16 protein-coding genes and 1 pseudogene are annotated in these 16,197 nt (G+C 44.0%); 7 read left to right on the top strand and 10 right to left on the bottom strand.

The genetic code is table 11. The features are described from left to right. The first annotated feature begins 389 nt into the window (after positions 1 to 389). Together NYE22_RS22585 and NYE22_RS22580 are read left to right on the top strand one after the other, a co-directional pair. Positions 390 to 1,019 carry an ATP-binding cassette domain-containing protein gene (locus NYE22_RS22585; RefSeq protein WP_342412208.1) on the top strand — a complete coding sequence of 210 codons (630 nt, stop codon included), beginning with the start codon at positions 390 to 392 and terminating at the stop codon, positions 1,017 to 1,019. Between the two features lie 20 nt (positions 1,020 to 1,039). After that, on the top strand, positions 1,040 to 1,762 hold the full coding sequence (locus tag NYE22_RS22580) for a peptide ABC transporter permease (protein WP_003226987.1): 723 nt from the start codon (positions 1,040 to 1,042) through the stop codon (positions 1,760 to 1,762). 130 nt (positions 1,763 to 1,892) lie between these two features. Here the strand turns inward: NYE22_RS22580 and NYE22_RS22575 are convergent, their stop codons facing one another. Beyond that, positions 1,893 to 2,051 (bottom strand): hypothetical protein, encoded by a 159-nt coding sequence (locus NYE22_RS22575; RefSeq protein ID WP_342412207.1) that lies wholly within the window; start codon positions 2,049 to 2,051, stop codon positions 1,893 to 1,895. 27 nt (positions 2,052 to 2,078) lie between these two features. After that, on the bottom strand, positions 2,079 to 2,789 hold the full coding sequence (locus NYE22_RS22570) for a GntR family transcriptional regulator (RefSeq protein WP_049140840.1): 711 nt from the start codon (positions 2,787 to 2,789) through the stop codon (positions 2,079 to 2,081). 156 nt (positions 2,790 to 2,945) lie between these two features. Between NYE22_RS22570 and NYE22_RS22565 the strand changes: the two are divergent. The 3 genes and pseudogenes from NYE22_RS22565 to bglA all read left to right on the top strand — a co-directional run. Continuing rightward, positions 2,946 to 3,132 (top strand): annotated as a pseudogene (locus NYE22_RS22565) (PTS transporter subunit EIIB); the annotation flags it as partial. Next, positions 3,133 to 3,333, top strand: coding sequence for a PTS glucose transporter subunit IIA (locus NYE22_RS22560; protein ID WP_120028572.1), 201 nt, complete (start codon positions 3,133 to 3,135; stop codon positions 3,331 to 3,333). A 13-nt stretch (positions 3,334 to 3,346) separates the two neighbouring features. After that, positions 3,347 to 4,786, top strand: coding sequence for a 6-phospho-beta-glucosidase BglA (bglA, locus tag NYE22_RS22555; protein WP_342412206.1), 1,440 nt, complete (start codon positions 3,347 to 3,349; stop codon positions 4,784 to 4,786). A gap of 111 nt (positions 4,787 to 4,897) precedes the next feature. Here the strand turns inward: bglA and ahpF are convergent, their stop codons facing one another. The 6 genes from ahpF to gntR form a co-directional block, all read right to left on the bottom strand. Continuing rightward, on the bottom strand, positions 4,898 to 6,427 hold the full coding sequence (gene ahpF / locus NYE22_RS22550; RefSeq protein ID WP_003243077.1) for an alkyl hydroperoxide reductase subunit F: 1,530 nt from the start codon (positions 6,425 to 6,427) through the stop codon (positions 4,898 to 4,900). 13 nt (positions 6,428 to 6,440) lie between these two features. Next, positions 6,441 to 7,004: an alkyl hydroperoxide reductase subunit C gene (ahpC, locus tag NYE22_RS22545; RefSeq protein WP_003243686.1), complete on the bottom strand. Its 564-nt coding sequence runs from the start codon at positions 7,002 to 7,004 to the stop codon at positions 6,441 to 6,443. A gap of 465 nt (positions 7,005 to 7,469) precedes the next feature. Next, positions 7,470 to 8,876, bottom strand: coding sequence for a decarboxylating NADP(+)-dependent phosphogluconate dehydrogenase (gene gnd / locus NYE22_RS22540; RefSeq protein WP_342412205.1), 1,407 nt, complete (start codon positions 8,874 to 8,876; stop codon positions 7,470 to 7,472). Between the two features lie 22 nt (positions 8,877 to 8,898). Continuing rightward, positions 8,899 to 10,245 carry a gluconate permease GntP gene (gene gntP, locus NYE22_RS22535; RefSeq protein WP_003243139.1) on the bottom strand — a complete coding sequence of 449 codons (1,347 nt, stop codon included), beginning with the start codon at positions 10,243 to 10,245 and terminating at the stop codon, positions 8,899 to 8,901. 28 nt (positions 10,246 to 10,273) lie between these two features. Beyond that, positions 10,274 to 11,815, bottom strand: a complete 1,542-nt coding sequence (gene gntK / locus NYE22_RS22530; protein WP_101172319.1) for a gluconokinase — start codon at positions 11,813 to 11,815, stop codon at positions 10,274 to 10,276. Then, the gene (gene gntR / locus NYE22_RS22525) at positions 11,808 to 12,539 is read right to left on the bottom strand and encodes a gluconate operon transcriptional repressor GntR (RefSeq protein ID WP_014478509.1); all 732 of its coding nucleotides are present in this window, start codon (positions 12,537 to 12,539) and stop codon (positions 11,808 to 11,810) included. Before gntR ends, gntK begins: the two co-directional genes overlap by 8 nt. 195 nt (positions 12,540 to 12,734) lie before the next feature. Here gntR and NYE22_RS22520 point away from each other — a divergent pair, with 195 nt between their 5' ends. Both NYE22_RS22520 and NYE22_RS22515 read left to right on the top strand, forming a co-directional pair. Next, complete coding sequence (locus NYE22_RS22520) at positions 12,735 to 13,883, top strand: glycerate kinase (RefSeq protein WP_342412204.1); 1,149 nt, start codon at positions 12,735 to 12,737, stop codon at positions 13,881 to 13,883. Between the two features lie 92 nt (positions 13,884 to 13,975). Continuing rightward, positions 13,976 to 15,007, top strand: coding sequence for a polysaccharide pyruvyl transferase family protein (locus NYE22_RS22515; RefSeq protein WP_003242482.1), 1,032 nt, complete (start codon positions 13,976 to 13,978; stop codon positions 15,005 to 15,007). Between the two features lie 39 nt (positions 15,008 to 15,046). Here NYE22_RS22515 and NYE22_RS22510 read toward each other — a convergent pair whose 3' ends face one another. Together NYE22_RS22510 and NYE22_RS22505 are read right to left on the bottom strand one after the other, a co-directional pair. Further along, positions 15,047 to 15,739: an LrgB family protein gene (locus NYE22_RS22510; RefSeq protein WP_014478506.1), complete on the bottom strand. Its 693-nt coding sequence runs from the start codon at positions 15,737 to 15,739 to the stop codon at positions 15,047 to 15,049. Further along, positions 15,709 to 16,113: a CidA/LrgA family holin-like protein gene (locus NYE22_RS22505; RefSeq protein ID WP_009968420.1), complete on the bottom strand. Its 405-nt coding sequence runs from the start codon at positions 16,111 to 16,113 to the stop codon at positions 15,709 to 15,711. The genes NYE22_RS22510 and NYE22_RS22505 overlap by 31 nt, the downstream gene beginning before the upstream one ends. Positions 16,114 to 16,197: the final 84 nt, after the last annotated feature.

Genomic DNA, 16,197 nt, shown 5'->3' with positions numbered 1-16,197 from the left:
GACCTTTATATGATAGTACCGCATAACTGCTTTTAGAGACAATTAAAACGAGTGAAAGATTAAGGCAGCTAGAGCTGAAAAACCTTTCAGCAGAATCTACGGAGGAGGTTATTTAGTCAAGGACTTAGGCTAAAAGGTTCAGTATCCTCCTTATTGTTGTTATCAATATGCATTGATATGGTATTGACGATCCATTTATTTAGCTTGTTTGTCAGTTATCTTGTAAGGAATTGCCTTGAGGAAACTGCCGTTGTTGTAAATTGAGTGTTATATATTATAAACTAGAGTAAAAGATATCCAGATTAATCATCGAAAAACATTTCTTACAGTTCCAAACCGGAAACGAAAGAGGTGCCTCGAAAATACAAATATTTCCTAGGAGTATGTATATGAATATAGCGAATTACACTTTAAAAGTGAAAGGCAAAACGTTACTTCAGGACACCGACTTGCATTTTTCGAGCGGGAAAATTAATCACGTTGTCGGAAAAAATGGAGTCGGTAAATCACAGCTTGCTAAAGACTTTTTGTTGAATAATAGTAAAAGAATCGGCAGAGTTATTCGTCAAAATGTTTCTTTAATATCCAGCTCTTCGAATATACCTAATGATGTTTCTAAGGACTTTTTATTACACTTTTTGAGTAAAAAATTTGATGCAGAAATGATAGATAAAATCGCACATTTACTTAATCTGGATAATATTGATGGAAAAGTTCTGATCAAAAATTTGAGTGATGGACAAAAGCAAAAATTAAAATTGCTCAGTTTCTTATTAGAGGATAAAAATATTATTGTTTTAGATGAAATAACGAATTCATTAGACAAAAAAACGGTTATAGAGATTCATGGCTTCTTAAACAAGTATATTCAGGAGAATCCCGAGAAGATTATCATCAACATTACACATGATTTGTCTGATTTAAAGGCGATAGAAGGGGATTATTATATATTTAATCACCAAGAAATTCAACAATATCATTCAGTGGATAAATTAATTGAAGTGTATATAAATGAGTAATAAAACAGTGGGGGCTTGAGATGAAATTAGAGTTTAAAAAGAGTATTAGCAACAAAGTTATCATTATTTTAGGAGCAATGTTTGTATTTTTATTCTTGCTGGGTTATTTTTTACTTGTTGGAATTGATAAAGTCAGCAATGTTACACCTGAAATGTTTTTCTTTAGCTCCTATACTGTTGCGACCCAGTTTGGTTTGATGTTATTTTCATTTGTTATAGCTTTCTTTATTAATAGAGAGTATTCAAACAAAAATATTCTCTTTTACAAATTAATTGGAGAGAACATCTATACTTTCTTTTATAAAAAGATAGCTGTTTTATTTTTAGAATGTTTTGCATTTATAGCGCTAGGCCTGCTAATCATATCGTTGATGTACCATGATTTTTCGCATTTTGCATTATTACTTTTTTTATTTTCTGCAGTTATACTGCAGTATATTCTAATTATCGGAACTATAAGCATGTTATGTCCTAATATATTAATTAGTATAGGTGTCAGTATCGTTTATTGGATGACTTCTGTTATCTTAGTAGCTATAAGCAATAAAACGTTTGGTTTCATTGCTCCTTTTGAGGCAGGTAACACTATGTATCCCCGAATAGAAAGAGTGCTGCAATCTGATAACATGACACTTGGGAGTAATGATGTTTTATTTATTATTTTGTATTTAGTTTCAATTATTATCATAAATGCGATTATCCTTCGCTTTTCTAAAACTAGATGGATCAAAATGGGCATTTAATAAAGGAAGCTACTTCACAATGAAGTAGCTTTTTATGTGCACCTATATATCATTAACATCAAGATTAATGCATGTGACTGGCTGAGTTTGTTAAGGGAAGGATGTTTTTCTGTTTGCATCGCCCAAACTATTATTGTTTTTCTTTCACCATCTTTATAAAAAGGAAAAAGATAATGAATACGATAAAGTAGTTCATTGGATTCTTAACGATGCTCATCTCTAGTGAAATCTGTAAGAGTATCCAGAGCGAAAAGATGGCTAGTATGGCAGGAATGATGATTTTGTACATGTCGACCACCTTCCGTAGTGAAGAGCCCTATAATAAAAAACTATTAGCCTGCACCACAAACTGCGACTGCTTATAATTATACGAAATCTTCGAGTAATCAAACGGCTGCCCATTCGTCAGGTGAAAAATACTTTCTATATACAGCTTCGGCAGTCCAGCCTCTAATCCTAAATATTCCGCTTCCTCCTCATTAAGCTGGTCCACGTGCAGAAACAAATCAGAAAAACCAATTTTCAGCCCCAGTCCTTCCCGGATGTAATGGAAGATGGAGTGGGAGACGATTTCGTTGTTTAAATACGTCACGATCAATTTGTTGTAATAGGATTCTTCGTAGCAAAGGGTCTGGCCGTTGATGTAGCGGACCCTTTTGACATAGTAGATGTCCTCGTTTATTCCGATGTTCAGGTTTTCCGCCGCTTCCGGAGTTGGCTTTCTCACGTCTAGTTCGATAACTTTTGAGGTGACGTTGAAATCCTCGAGGTCTTTTTTAAATCCCTGATTCGACAGAAGGCTGATATAACCTTTTCGTTTATGTTTTCTGACGAAAATGCCGCTTCCTCTGACCTGAAAGATCGCGCCTTTTTGCTCTAATAGCTCGAGGGACTTTGTGATTGTGCTTTTGCTGACTTCAAACTGGGCCATGAGGGTTTCTAGGACTGGCAGTTTGTCTCCCTGCTGAAGCTGGTGTTCTTCTATATATGTTTCAATTTCCGCTGCGATTTGCTGGTATTTTAACATACGCATTCCTCATTTATTCGTTTAGTTCACTTGTCAAAATTATAGCATAAACCGCTTGCAATTATAGTAAGTGCGTAAATATTTTGTTTCGGCATTGATAAATTATACCGGTACAATTATAATGAAAGCGTAACCAAAACGAAGGGGTGGGTGAAAATGTCGGGGAAAGTGAGAGATTATACGAGACTAGCAAAAGACATTTTAGAGGCCGTAGGCGGGGGAGAGAATGTGATTGGGGCTTCTCGCTGCGCTACCAGACTTCGATTGGTGCTGAAGCGGTCTACCCCTAAAGCGAAGGATATCGTGAAATTGATGCCACCATCCCGGCGTCATTACGGTTGTCATGGTGGCGCCTACAAAGCTGCGTTCAGCGTCCGGCGTCGAATTGCTTGCGCACATCGGGCTGGATACGGTGACATTAGACGGCAGGCCTTTTTCCTTGAAGGTAAAAGAAGGCGAAGTGCTTGTTGAGTTTGATAAAGCTTTCATTGAAGAGATTGAGGAAAGTGCATTACATCAAAAAATATTTACAGTCGTAAGCTGAGGAGGAATTAAACATGGGAAACATGCCAAAGGATTTTTTATGGGGCGGTGCTTTAGCTGCCCACCAATTTGAAGGCGGATGGAATCAAGGCGGTAAAGGGCCGAGTGTCGTCGATGTGATGACAGCGGGTGCGCACGGCGTGCCGAGAAAAATCACGGATACGATTGAAGAAAACGAATTTTATCCAAACCATGAAGCCATTGATTTCTATCACAGATACAAGGAAGATATCGCTTTGTTTGCGGAAATGGGATTAAAATGTCTGCGGACGTCCATCGGCTGGAGCCGGATTTTTCCGAAAGGCGATGAGGCTGAACCGAACGAAGTGGGTTTGCAGTTTTATGATGATGTGTTTGATGAATTGCTGAAGCATGGGATCGAGCCGGTCATTACGCTGTCTCACTTTGAAATGCCGCTGCACCTGGCAAGAGAATATGGCGGCTTCAGAAACCGGAAAGTCGTGGACTTCTTCGTCAACTTTGCAGATGCTTGCTTTACCCGTTACAAAGAGAAAGTGAAGTACTGGATGACATTTAACGAGATCAACAACCAAATGGATGTGAACAATCCGTTGTTCCTATGGACGAATTCAGGTGTTGTGGTTGGCGAAAACGAAAACGCCAAGGAAGTCATGTATCAAACGGCGCACCACGAATTAGTGGCGAGCGCATTAGCAGTGGCAAAAGGAAAAGACATCAATCCAGAGTTCCAGATCGGGGCCATGGTATCACACGTGCCGATTTATCCTTTCTCCTCCAATCCTAAAGATGTGATGCTGGCTGAAGAAGAAATGAGGCAGCGCTATTTCTTCCCTGATGTGCAGGTTCGCGGTTATTATCCAAGCTACGCGTTGAAGGAATTTGAACGCGAAGGCTACAACATCACATTCGAAGACGGCGATGATGAGATTTTAAGAAACGGAACCGTCGATTACTTAGGCTTCAGCTATTACATGTCAACAACTGTGAAAAGCGATGTGAAAAATGATAACACTGGCGATATTGTAAATGGCGGCTTGCCGAATGGTGTCGAAAATCCGTACATCACTTCGAGTGACTGGGGATGGGCGATTGATCCAACCGGGCTGAGATATACGTTAAATCGTTTTTATGACCGATACCAAATCCCGTTATTCATCGTTGAAAATGGCTTTGGCGCAGTGGATACGCTGGAGGAGGACGGCAAGGTTCATGATCCGGAACGCATTCAATATTTAAAATCGCATATTGAAGCATTGAAAAAAGCGGTCACGTACGATGGTGTTGATTTAATTGGCTACACGCCGTGGGGCATTATTGATATTGTCTCCTTCACAACTGGCGAAATGAAAAAACGCTACGGCATGATCTATGTTGATCGTGACAATGAAGGAAACGGATCCATGAAGCGGTATAAGAAAGATTCCTTTGAGTGGTACAAAAACGTCATTCAAACGAACGGCGAGGAACTATGAGAAGCTGGCCCGAATCGAGCACTTTTACCGTAGTGCCTGGTTCGGGTTTTTTCTGTAGAAAAAGAAAAAGCCGCTATCCTGCCAATCTGGCAATATTGCGGCTTTCTTATATTAGTTACGGATTAGGTAATCAAACGCGCCGAGAGCGGCAGTTGCACCTGATCCCATAGAAATAATAATTTGGTTGTACGCACTGTCTGTGCAGTCGCCGGCAGCAAATAAGCCTGGTACGCTTGTTGCGCCGTGTTTGTCGACAATAATTTCGCCCATGCGGTTGCGTTCAACCGTTCCTTCTAACCATTCTGTGTTTGGCACGAGACCGATTTGGACGAATACACCTTGAAGTTCAACGTGTTTTTCTTCGCCTGTTTCGCGGTCTACATATGTGATGCCGTTAACGCTCTGATCACCTGTGATTTCTTTTGTTTGTGCGTTTTTCACGACAGTGACGTTAGGCAGGCTGTAGAGACGTTTTTGCAGGACTTCGTCTGCTTTCAGTTCCGGCGCGAATTCTAGCACAGTAACGTGATTGACAATACCTGCAAGATCAATCGCTGCTTCGATACCAGAGTTTCCGCCGCCGATTACCGCAACGTCTTTGCCTTCAAACAATGGCCCATCACAGTGCGGGCAGTATGCGACACCTTTGTTTTTGAACTCTTGTTCACCAGGTACGTTGACATTTCGCCAGCGTGCACCTGTTGAAAGGATCACTGTTTTACTTTTCAGGACAGCGCCGTTTTCGAGTTCAAGTTCGAACAGATCTTTCTTCTCAAGGCGTTTCGCACGCTGAAGGTTCATGACATCAATATCATATTCCTTCACATGCTCTTCAAGACTTGCCGCTAACTTCGGTCCTTCCGTCGCTTTGACGCTGATGAAGTTTTCGATGCTCATGGTGTCGAGAACCTGTCCGCCGAAGCGCTCAGCGACAACACCAGTGCGGATGCCTTTACGTGCAGTGTAGATCGCTGCACTTGCACCAGCAGGTCCGCCTCCGACCACAAGAACGTCAAACGGCTCTTTGTCAGCAAACTCAGATGCATCTGTGCCGCTGCCCATTTTCGCAAGAATTTCTTCAAGCGTCATACGGCCGCTTCCGAAGGATTCGCCATTCAGGTAAACGGTCGGCACTGCCATGATGTTTTTGCTTTCAACTTCTGCTTTGTATGCTGCACCGTCAATCATCGTGTGCGTAATGTTCGGGTTCAGCACGCTCATCATGTTTAAAGCTTGTACAACATCAGGACAGTTGTGGCATGTCAGGCTGATATAAGATTCGAAGTGGTATTCACCGCTGATCTTCTTCACCTGATCAATGACTTTTTGGTCTACCTTAGGCGGTCTGCCGCTCACTTGGAGCAACGCCAACACTAATGATGTGAACTCGTGGCCCAGAGGGATACCAGCGAAAGTTACGCCAGTGTCTTCTCCGACACGATTGACACTGAAGCTTGGCGTTCTGTTTAATTCAGCTTTTTCAACTGAAATTTTCGATGACATGGAAGCCAGCTCATCAACGAGAGCCAGCATGTCCTTAGAAGTGTCATCTTCGCCTGCGCTAACTTTGAGAACAATGTCATTCTCAATTAGCTGCATATATTGATTTAATTGTGCTTTGATGTTTGCATCAAGTACCAATTGAATGCACTCCTTAGATTTTACCTACTAGATCAAGGCTAGGTGTAAGAGTTTCGCCGCCTTCTTCCCATTTAGCCGGGCAAACTTCACCTGGGTTTTGACGAACGTATTGAGCTGCTTTTACTTTGTTTACAAGGTTGCTTGCGTCACGGCCGATACCGCCTGCATTGATTTCAACAGTTTGGATAACGCCGTCTGGATCGATGATGAATGTTCCGCGGTCAGCAAGGCCAGTTTCTTCGTCAAGAACATCGAAGTTGCGAGAGATCGTTTGAGATGGGTCACCGATCATTGCGTAAGTGATTTTGCTGATTTTTTCAGAGCTGTCATGCCAGCCTTTGTGTACGAAGTGAGTATCTGTAGAAACAGAGTATACTTCAACACCTAATTCTTTAAGAGCAGCATATTGTTCTTGAAGATCTTCAAGCTCAGTTGGGCATACGAAAGAGAAATCTGCTGGGTAGAAGCAGAATACGCTCCATTGGCCTTTCAAATCTTCGTTTGTTACATCGATGAATTCACCGTTTTTGAATGCTTTTGCTTCGAATGGAAGTACTTCTTTACCGATTAAAGACATAATGTATATTCCTCCTAAAAATGTATTAGAAAGCATATTCGCTTTCAATAATAATTCTAATTATATATGAATTATTAATTAATATATATTTTTTGTCAAGCCATAACCTACTTTTTTTCATCTTACTAAAGGTGTGACAGGTAGGATTTATGCATTTCTTTTATAACAAATGAGAGGCTGATTCTCAATTAGACAAGGTTTTCAGGGACTTTTGTAAATCAGAATGACAGGCCGTTTTGGCATTTGAACATTTTATGACACCATGGTCAAGGGCAAAGGACAATGGCCAAAAGCAGAATAGAACGGAACAGCAAGCTGCTGTCACATGATGATCTTGGGGATTGTTTCTAGCTATTATTGTATCACTGTTTATGATATTTAAAACATAACTTATGTCTTCTGTTGTTTGGGATAGAAGAAAAAAACACGGTTCAGTTGAAAACTGACCGTGTTTTTGATGACAGGTTATTCAGACCAATTCGTATGGAAGACGCCGTCCATATCAGTCCGTTCGTACGTATGAGCGCCAAAGTAATCGCGCTGCGCCTGTAAGAGGTTCGCATTGGAACGCCCTGTGCGGTAGCCGTCGTAATAAGAGAGCGCGGTAGTTAAGCATGGGAAGGAGATTCCAGTGCTGATTCCCTCGCAAACGACTTTTCGCAGGCCTGTTTGATAGGCATGGAGCTTATCTGTGAAATAAGGCGCGATCAGCAGGTTTGCCAGATTTGGCTGCTCACTGAATGCTTCGCTGATCACGTTAAGGAAATCAGCGCGGATGATGCAGCCGCCTCGGAAAATCAAGGCAATGTCTTTGAGCGGCAGATTCCAGCCGTAAAGCTCAGATGACATCTTATATTGGGCAAAGCCTTGTGCATAGGCGCATACTTTCCCCATGTAAAGAGCCTGTCTGACGTATTCAATCCAGGTGTCTTTATCCAAGTGTTTTTCTTCGGCTTCCGGGCCTGCTAATACGTCTTGAGCTGCCATCCGTTCTTCTTTTAAGGATGACAAGTAGCGGGCGAACAAGGACTCTGTGATGATCGTGGACGGGATACCGTTATCAATCGCCTGCATGCTCGTCCATTTCCCAGTGCCTTTTTGTCCGGTTTTATCAAGAATGACATCGATCAGAGGCTGCCCTGTTTTTTCGTCTTTTTTGCGTAAAATCTCAGCTGTAATCTCTATTAAATAGCTTTTCAGCTCACCTTGATTCCATGTTTCAAAAATAGATGCAATTTCATCGAGCGGCAGACGAAGCGTTTCTCTTAGAAACGTATACGCTTCTGCAATCAGCTGCATGTCGGCATATTCAATGCCGTTGTGCACCATTTTTGTAAAGTGCCCTGCCCCTTTTGGTCCGATATAGACACAGCAAGGGTCATCTCCAACTTGGGCTGCGATTTTTGTCAGGATAGGAGCGGCTTTCTCATAGACGTCGCGATCTCCGCCCGGCATGATGGAAGGTCCTGTTAATGCGCCGACTTCACCGCCGGAAATGCCGACTCCCAGGTAGCCGATCCCTTTTTCCTTCAGCTCGTCATATCTTCTTTCAGTGTCTTCATAGTGGGAGTTTCCTCCGTCCATGATGACGTCGCCTTCTTCAAGCAAAGGCTTTAATGATTGGATGACGGAATCTACGGGTTTTCCCGCTGTGACCATCAAAAAGATTTTTCTTGGTTTTTCTATTGATTGAACAAAGTCCTCAAGCTCGTAATACGGGCTGAGAGATTGTCCATCCAGCTTTTGGACAAGCTGGTCCGTTAAATCTCTGGTGTAATTATAGACAGCGACGTTTTCACCTTTATTTGCCATGTTTAAGGCGATGTTGCTTCCCATTACGCCTAAGCCTATGACACCAATCGTATTGAACATGTGTTACAGCTCCTTCTTAATTTCATACAACTAAACTTAACAATAAAATGAATCCCAGTCCAGCAACGGAAATAATGGTTTCCAGCAATGTCCATGTGGCGAATGTTTCTTTCATGCTTAATCCGAAGTATTCCTTGAACATCCAGAAGCCGGCGTCATTGACGTGTGAAGCGATGACACTTCCGGCGCCTGTTGCGAGCACGACTAACGCCAGGTTAACATCAGAATGGCCCAATAACGGGATGACCAGACCTGTTGTGCTTAGTGCGGCAACAGTCGCTGATCCTAGAGAAATGCGCAGGATCGCCGCGATGAGCCATGCCAGAATGATTGGCGATAATGCCGTTCCTTTGAATAAGTCTGCTACGTAATCGCCGACACCGCCGTTGATCAGCACTTGTTTGAAGGCGCCGCCTCCTCCGATGATCAAAAGCATCATGCCGATTTGTGAAATGGCAGTTGAACAAGAATCCATCACGGTTTTGACTGGAATGTTGCGCTTGATGCCCATTGTATAGACTGCGACCAATAACGAAATAATCATAGCAGTCGATGCGTTTCCAATCAATCTGATAAAAGCTAAAACTCCGTTATCTGCAAACCCGATTGTTTCTTGAAGCAGGTCGATAATGGTCGCGACCGACATGATGATAATCGGGAGCATTGCAGTAAAGACACTGATTCCAAAGCCGGGTGTTTCTTCAAGGTTAAACGTTTTTTGTGTGCCGAGTGATGCAATATTGCCGTTTTTCGCAAATGATGCAGGAACGATTTTTTTCGCGAACTTTGTAAATAACGGCCCTGCGATGAGCACTGTCGGAACAGCAACGATAAAGCCGTACAGCAGCACTTCTCCAATGTTTGCGCCATACTCACCGGCGATCGCCGTAGGTCCCGGGTGCGGCGGCAGGAAACCGTGTGTGACGGATAGTGCCGCGACCATCGGGATTCCGAGAAATAAAATAGAAATCTTCAATTCTCTTGAAATCGCAAAGACAATCGGAATTAATAGAACCAGTCCTACTTCAAAAAATAACGCAATCCCAATAATAAATGAGGCAATGACAACGGCCCATTGAATATTTTTCTCGCCGAATTTGTTGACGAGCGTCATCGCAATGCGCTGTGCGCCTCCTGAATCCGCGATCAGCTTGCCCAGCATCGCACCGAGTCCGAAGATGAGCGCGATGTGGCCAAGAGTCCCCCCTATCCCTGCTTCGATGGAGCTGACAACCTTATCGAACGGCATCCCGAGTGCCAGTGCCACGCCGAACGATACGACCAGCAGGGAAATAAATGTGTTTAATTTTAAGCCCATAATCAGAAATAGTAATGCTAAGATCCCAAGTGCAACGATGATTAACGGCATGGTAATGCCCTCCCCTTCATGTCATGTACTATTTGTGTGTGATTAAGCCCCTCTGATAATCTGCAATTTGTGTATATTGATTTTCTAATAATCTTGATAGATTGATGAAAATCGGCATTAATGTTCTGTATTCCTTGGCTGAGTCTTCGATCGGCGTATGTCTGTATGTGCTGCCGATCATGTCGGACACGGCGTCGAAAGAGTCAATTTTTCCTGTTGCATACAGGCCTAAAATGCAGGCGCCGAGACATGAGCTTTCGTAGCTTTCCGGAACGACAACCTCTGATTCGAAGATATCCGACATCATTTGGCGCCAAACCTCCGACCTTGCAAAACCCCCTGTCGCTTGGATGCGGGTTACCGGGCCATCCATGCATTCAGTTAACGCCAAGAACACCGTGTACAGGTTGTAAATGACGCCTTCCAATGCCGCGCGTATCATATGCTCTTTCTTATGCGACATGGTCAGGCCAAAAAATGAGCCGCGTACATCCGGATTCCACAACGGAGCGCGTTCTCCGGCGAGATATGGGTGGAACAGCAGACCGTCAGAACCGGGTCTGACGCGTTGGGCAATTTTCGTCAGCACGTCATATGGATCAATGCCCAGCCGTGTCGCTGTTTCGATTTCGGAGGAGGCAAACTCGTCTCTGATCCAGCGAAGGACGATGCCCCCATTGTTCACAGGTCCCCCAATAACCCAATGCTTGTCCGTCAAGGCATAGCAGAAAATTCTCCCTTTTTCATCGGTTTGCGGTTTGTCTATAATCGTCCGGATGGCACCACTTGTTCCGATGGTGACTGCGATTTCGCCCTTTTTAATGGCGTTGACGCCGAGGTTGGACAGCACGCCGTCGCTGGCGCCGATGACAAAAGGCGTTTCCGGATCGATTCCCATTTGGATCGCTATTTCCGGGCTGCAGTGCTGAAAGATCTGGGTTGTCGGCACGAGTTTGGATAAGTGATCCGGCGTGATGCCTGCGATGCGCAGTGCCTCTTCGTCCCAATCCAAGCCTTTCAGGTTCATCATGCCTGTCGCTGATGCCAAGGAGTAATCGATGACATACTCATTGAACAGCTGTTTAAAAATGTATTCTTTGATGCCGATATATTTTTTTGCCTTGGAAGCGATTTCTTTTCTTTCATTCGTGATCCAGGCAATTTTACTTAACGGTGCCATCGGATGAATCGGTGTTCCCGTCCGTTTGTACACCTCATGTCCGTTCAATTCCTCTTTGATCTTATGCGCCCAGCCTTCACTTCTGTTGTCGGCCCATGTAATGCATGGCGTCAGCGGCTTGTCATTTTCGTCGATTGCAATGACGCTGTGCATGGCGCTGCTGAATGAAATGAAAGAGATCTGTTTTTCGGGATGCTGTTTTGTAATTTTCGCTGTTGTATGGATGACTGCCTGAAAAATCTCTTCCGGGTTTTGTTCTGCTGTTGAGATGTCCGGTGTATAGAGCGGGTAGCCGATGCTTTCTTTCTGTACCACATCCCCGTTTTCACTGAACAGCACAGCTTTTGTGCTTGTCGTGCCGATATCGATTCCTAACATATAACTAGTCATTGCTGTATTCAGCTCCTTTTGCCAGCATTTGTTGTGAGAGCCATAGGTCTTCTACCTTATCCTGCACATCATCAAAGTTTTGGTGAAGAGACTGAATCATCAGCGCCCTATCCTTTGTTTTGATGGCTTGAATATAAAGCTCGTGGTTATCTAAAATCCTTGTGAAGTCTTCATACTTTTCCTTTAACCGTACCCGCATCGATAAAAGAATAAAGCTTTCCATGACGGGTTTTAGATTGTTCCAGATCATCTGAATGTATGAATGATCAATCGCTCGGATAATCGTTTCATGGAACAGCACATCTTGAAATGAAAATTCGTCAGCATCCTCATATTTGATTGAGACTTTCATCATTTCAAGAATTTTGCTGAGATCCTTAACTAAAGGCTCAATGTCTATTTTGACAAGCCGTTCAAAGACAAATGTTTCTAATAGTAACCGCACATCATAAATTTCCGCGATTTTCTTCTCAGTTAAACCAATTACGACCGCTCCCATTCGTTCTAAGCGGATGATTTTTTCGGATGCGAGTATTTTTAGCGCTTCGCGAACCGGCGAACGGCTTACTGAAAACTCGGCGGCGATTGTATTTTCTGATAAAATGGTACCGCTTTCAATCAGACCTGAAACGATCCGCATTCTCAGCTCGTATGCGACACGAACTCCGGTTGACGCTTTTGAGAGCCATTTTGCGGGATACAACAGGTCTTTGGAGTCTAGCATACACTCACCTTCCTCACTCAAGAAGTATACTTGTATACAAGTATGATAACGTGAATATTTCTTTTATGCAAACACTTTCATTTCTAATTTTTAATAAAATTTTTCCCAATCATTATGGTATTTATTTCTAAATGGAATATGGTACATTGGAGATAACTAGCATAAGTGAATCATGTTTTGAAAGAGGCGATTTGGATGAAAATCATCATTGCACCTGATTCTTTTAAGGAAAGCTTATCAGCTCTGGAGGCAGCCGAAGCGATAGAAAGAGGTTTCAAATCGGTCTTTCCGGGTGCTGATTACAGAAAATTGCCGGTGGCGGACGGCGGCGAGGGAACCGTTCAATCTCTGGTCGATGCGACCAACGGAAGGATCATAGAGCAAGTTGTCACAGGGCCGCTGGGGGAACCGGTGAAAGCTTTCTTTGGCATGATGGGAGATGGGAGAACAGCTGTGATTGAAATGGCTGCTGCTTCAGGGCTGCATCTGGTGCCTGTTTATAAGCGAAATCCGCTCATCACTACAACAAGGGGAACGGGAGAATTAATCGGAGCAGCTCTTGATGCGGGAGCGGAGCGATTGATCATCGGAATCGGCGGAAGCGCCACGAACGACGGAGGAGCCGGGATGATTCAGGCATTGGGCGTAAGGCTTCTTGATAACTCAGGCCGCGAGATTGGCCCAGGGGGCGGCGCGTTATCTCAGCTTGCATCAATAGATGTTAGCGGGCTTGATTCCAGATTGCGGAATGTCAAACTGGAAGTTGCCTGTGACGTGGACAATCCGTTAACAGGACCAAAGGGTGCTACGGCTGTTTTCGGGCCGCAAAAAGGCGCGACGGCCGAAATGATAGATGTACTAGACCAGAACGTAAGCCATTTCGCTGATATGGCAGAAAAAGAGCTCGGATCAACCTTCCGAGATACAGAGGGCGCCGGTGCAGCGGGCGGTCTTGGATGGAGCCTGCTGACTTATCTTCAGGCTGACCTGAAAAAAGGCATTGATATTATCCTTGAAGCGGTTGATTTTGAAAATATCGTTCAGGATGCAGATCTTGTGATTACCGGCGAGGGACGGATCGACAGCCAAACGGTTCATGGAAAAACGCCGATCGGCGTAGCCAAGGCGGCTAAATCATATGATGTGCCCGTCATCGGTATTGCGGGATCAGTATCACGAGACAGTGATGCCGTCTATCAACACGGAATCGATGCGCTTTTCAGCATCGTCCCCGGAGCCGTGCCACTAGAAGACGCGTTTGAACATGCCGCGGAATATATGGAAAGAACGGCGCGGGACATTGCAGCGTCTATCAAATTGGCGAAAACGATGTTTCTGATATAGCCGATGCACATGCCAATGCATAGCCATCCTTCTTTTTGGGTAGAGACAGTTAACACACAATGAGGAATTCATCCCAGAAGGAGGACGCAGATATGACTGTACAAGAAATCAAAGGCAAAAAACTAGTAAAAGGCATTGCGCCAAATGTGGAGCCGGAAGCTCTGTTAAATGATAAACGAAAAGTATTTTTGTTTGGTTCCCCTAGCTACACAAACATTGGCGACCAAGCGATTGCGTATGCGGAAGAGAAATTTATCAAAAATCATTTTCCGTATTATGAATACATTGAGATTATGGATTATGCGACGGATGAGGGCATTGAACTGGTGAAGGAGATCATTCGTGAAGACGATATTGTCTGCTTTACAGGCGGAGGGAATTTAGGAAACCTTTATCTTGATATTGAGGAAGACAGAAGAAAGGTCTTTTCGGCGTTTAAAGACTACAAATCAATTTCTCTGCCACAATCCGTTTATTTTGAGGATACAGAGGAAGGACAGAAGGAAAAGAAAAAAACACAGGATGCGTACCATCAAAATACAAACTTAACGATTGCTGCGCGTGAGACGCAAACACTGGATGTTGTGAAAGAGACCTTCAACTCCAATGTGATCTTTACACCAGACATGGTGCTTTCCTTGGATATTGTGCCGCGAGAGCTCGAGCGGGACGGCGTTCTCTTTATTTTAAGAGCGGATAAGGAGAAAGTGACTGACGAAGATTTTATTTCACAGATGAAGCAATGGGCAGAAAAAACAACTTACACAGAGCGTACCGATACGGTGCTGGATACGGTAGACACCATCGATTACGCTGATCGTGAAAAGCATTTTATGGAGATGCTGGACCGCATCGGCTCCAGTAAATTGGTGATTACCGACCGCCTTCACGCGATGATTTTCTCGATTATCACCAAAACACCTTGCCTTGTCTTTGGAAACAGCTATGGCAAAGCCAAACATTCATATCGGGATTGGCTTGAAAGCTTAAACTTCATTGAATATACGGATAAGAATGATGTTGAGGAGCTGGAGCGTATGATTGACCGCCTGCTTCAAGCAGAACCGAATGACGTTGATTTATCTAAGGACTTTCAGCCGCTGATTGATTTTTTTGCTTCTTAAACGAAAAAGACTGCCCTCCCCCGGGGCAGTCTTTCTTTGTTAAATATGAAACAGCCAGACGACGAGCGGGCCGAAGAATGAGCCGAGCACCGCACAAAGCGTCATGGAGACGGAACTCATGGATACGGCCAATTCCCCATATTCCAACGCTTTGGAGGTACCCAGTGCATGGGAGGCGCTGCCTAATGCAATGCCTTGTCCAAGGGAACTGCGTATGCGAAGCCATTTTAGGAAAAGAGGCCCGAGGATGACGCCTGAAAAGCCCGCAATCATGACAAATACGACTGTCATGGAAGGGACGCCGCCAAGACCGGCGGCGATCTGAATAGCGACAGGGGTTGTGATCGACTTTGGCAGAATGGATAATAAGAGATCATGATCAATCCCGAATGCTTCTGCGAAGATCAGCCCGCTGATCATTCCCATGCATAATCCGACCAGGACGCCGCCTAAAATGGGAACACAATGTTTGACAATGATATGCCATTGTTTATAAAGCGGATAGGCCAGTGCCACGACAGCCGGCCCAAGCAAAGAATTGATCCATTTCCCCCCGATCATATAGCCTTCATAGGAAACATGGAACATCATCAAAACCGCTACAATCAAAATGGTCGTTGTCAGAACAGGGATCAGAAATGGAAGCGGGAATCGCTTATAGAGTTTGACCATCGCTAAATAAGCGGCAACTGTTAAAAGAATTATAATGATCGCGATACATGCTTGCTGCATTTCTCTTTCTCCTCCCGTTTTTTAGCTTTTTTCTCTAATAGCTGGCTGGCGAATCCAGCCGCAATGATCGTGACGATGGTGCTCAGAACGACTGTAATCAGCAGCATCAGGCCATTGAATGAAATGAGAGACGGATAGTTTATCACTCCTGTCATTGCCGGGATGAACAACAATGGAAGGAAGGATAATAAAAACCCTGCTCCGTCTTCAATGATGGAGACGGGAACAATACGGAGGCCCAAGCAGATCAGAAGCAATACCAATCCAACGATGCTTCCTGACACGGGTAAATGAAACAGATGCTGAATGGCTTCCCCGATCATAAAAAATACATATAATATCAACACTTGCAAGATAATTCGTATGACTTTCACATCAAGTGCTGCTCTCCAATCAGAACAGCTTCCTCCTTTCTGGTGCTTGCTTCTAGGATGGTTCTGAGGAATCGCTTTACTTTC

The sequence above is a fragment of the Bacillus sp. FSL K6-1560 genome (assembly GCF_038592935.1).
In the GTDB taxonomy this organism is placed as follows: Bacteria; Bacillota; Bacilli; order Bacillales; family Bacillaceae; genus Bacillus; species Bacillus subtilis.
The sequence above is the reverse complement of the archived record's forward strand: the minus strand, read 5'-3'. Positions and strand labels throughout refer to the sequence as shown.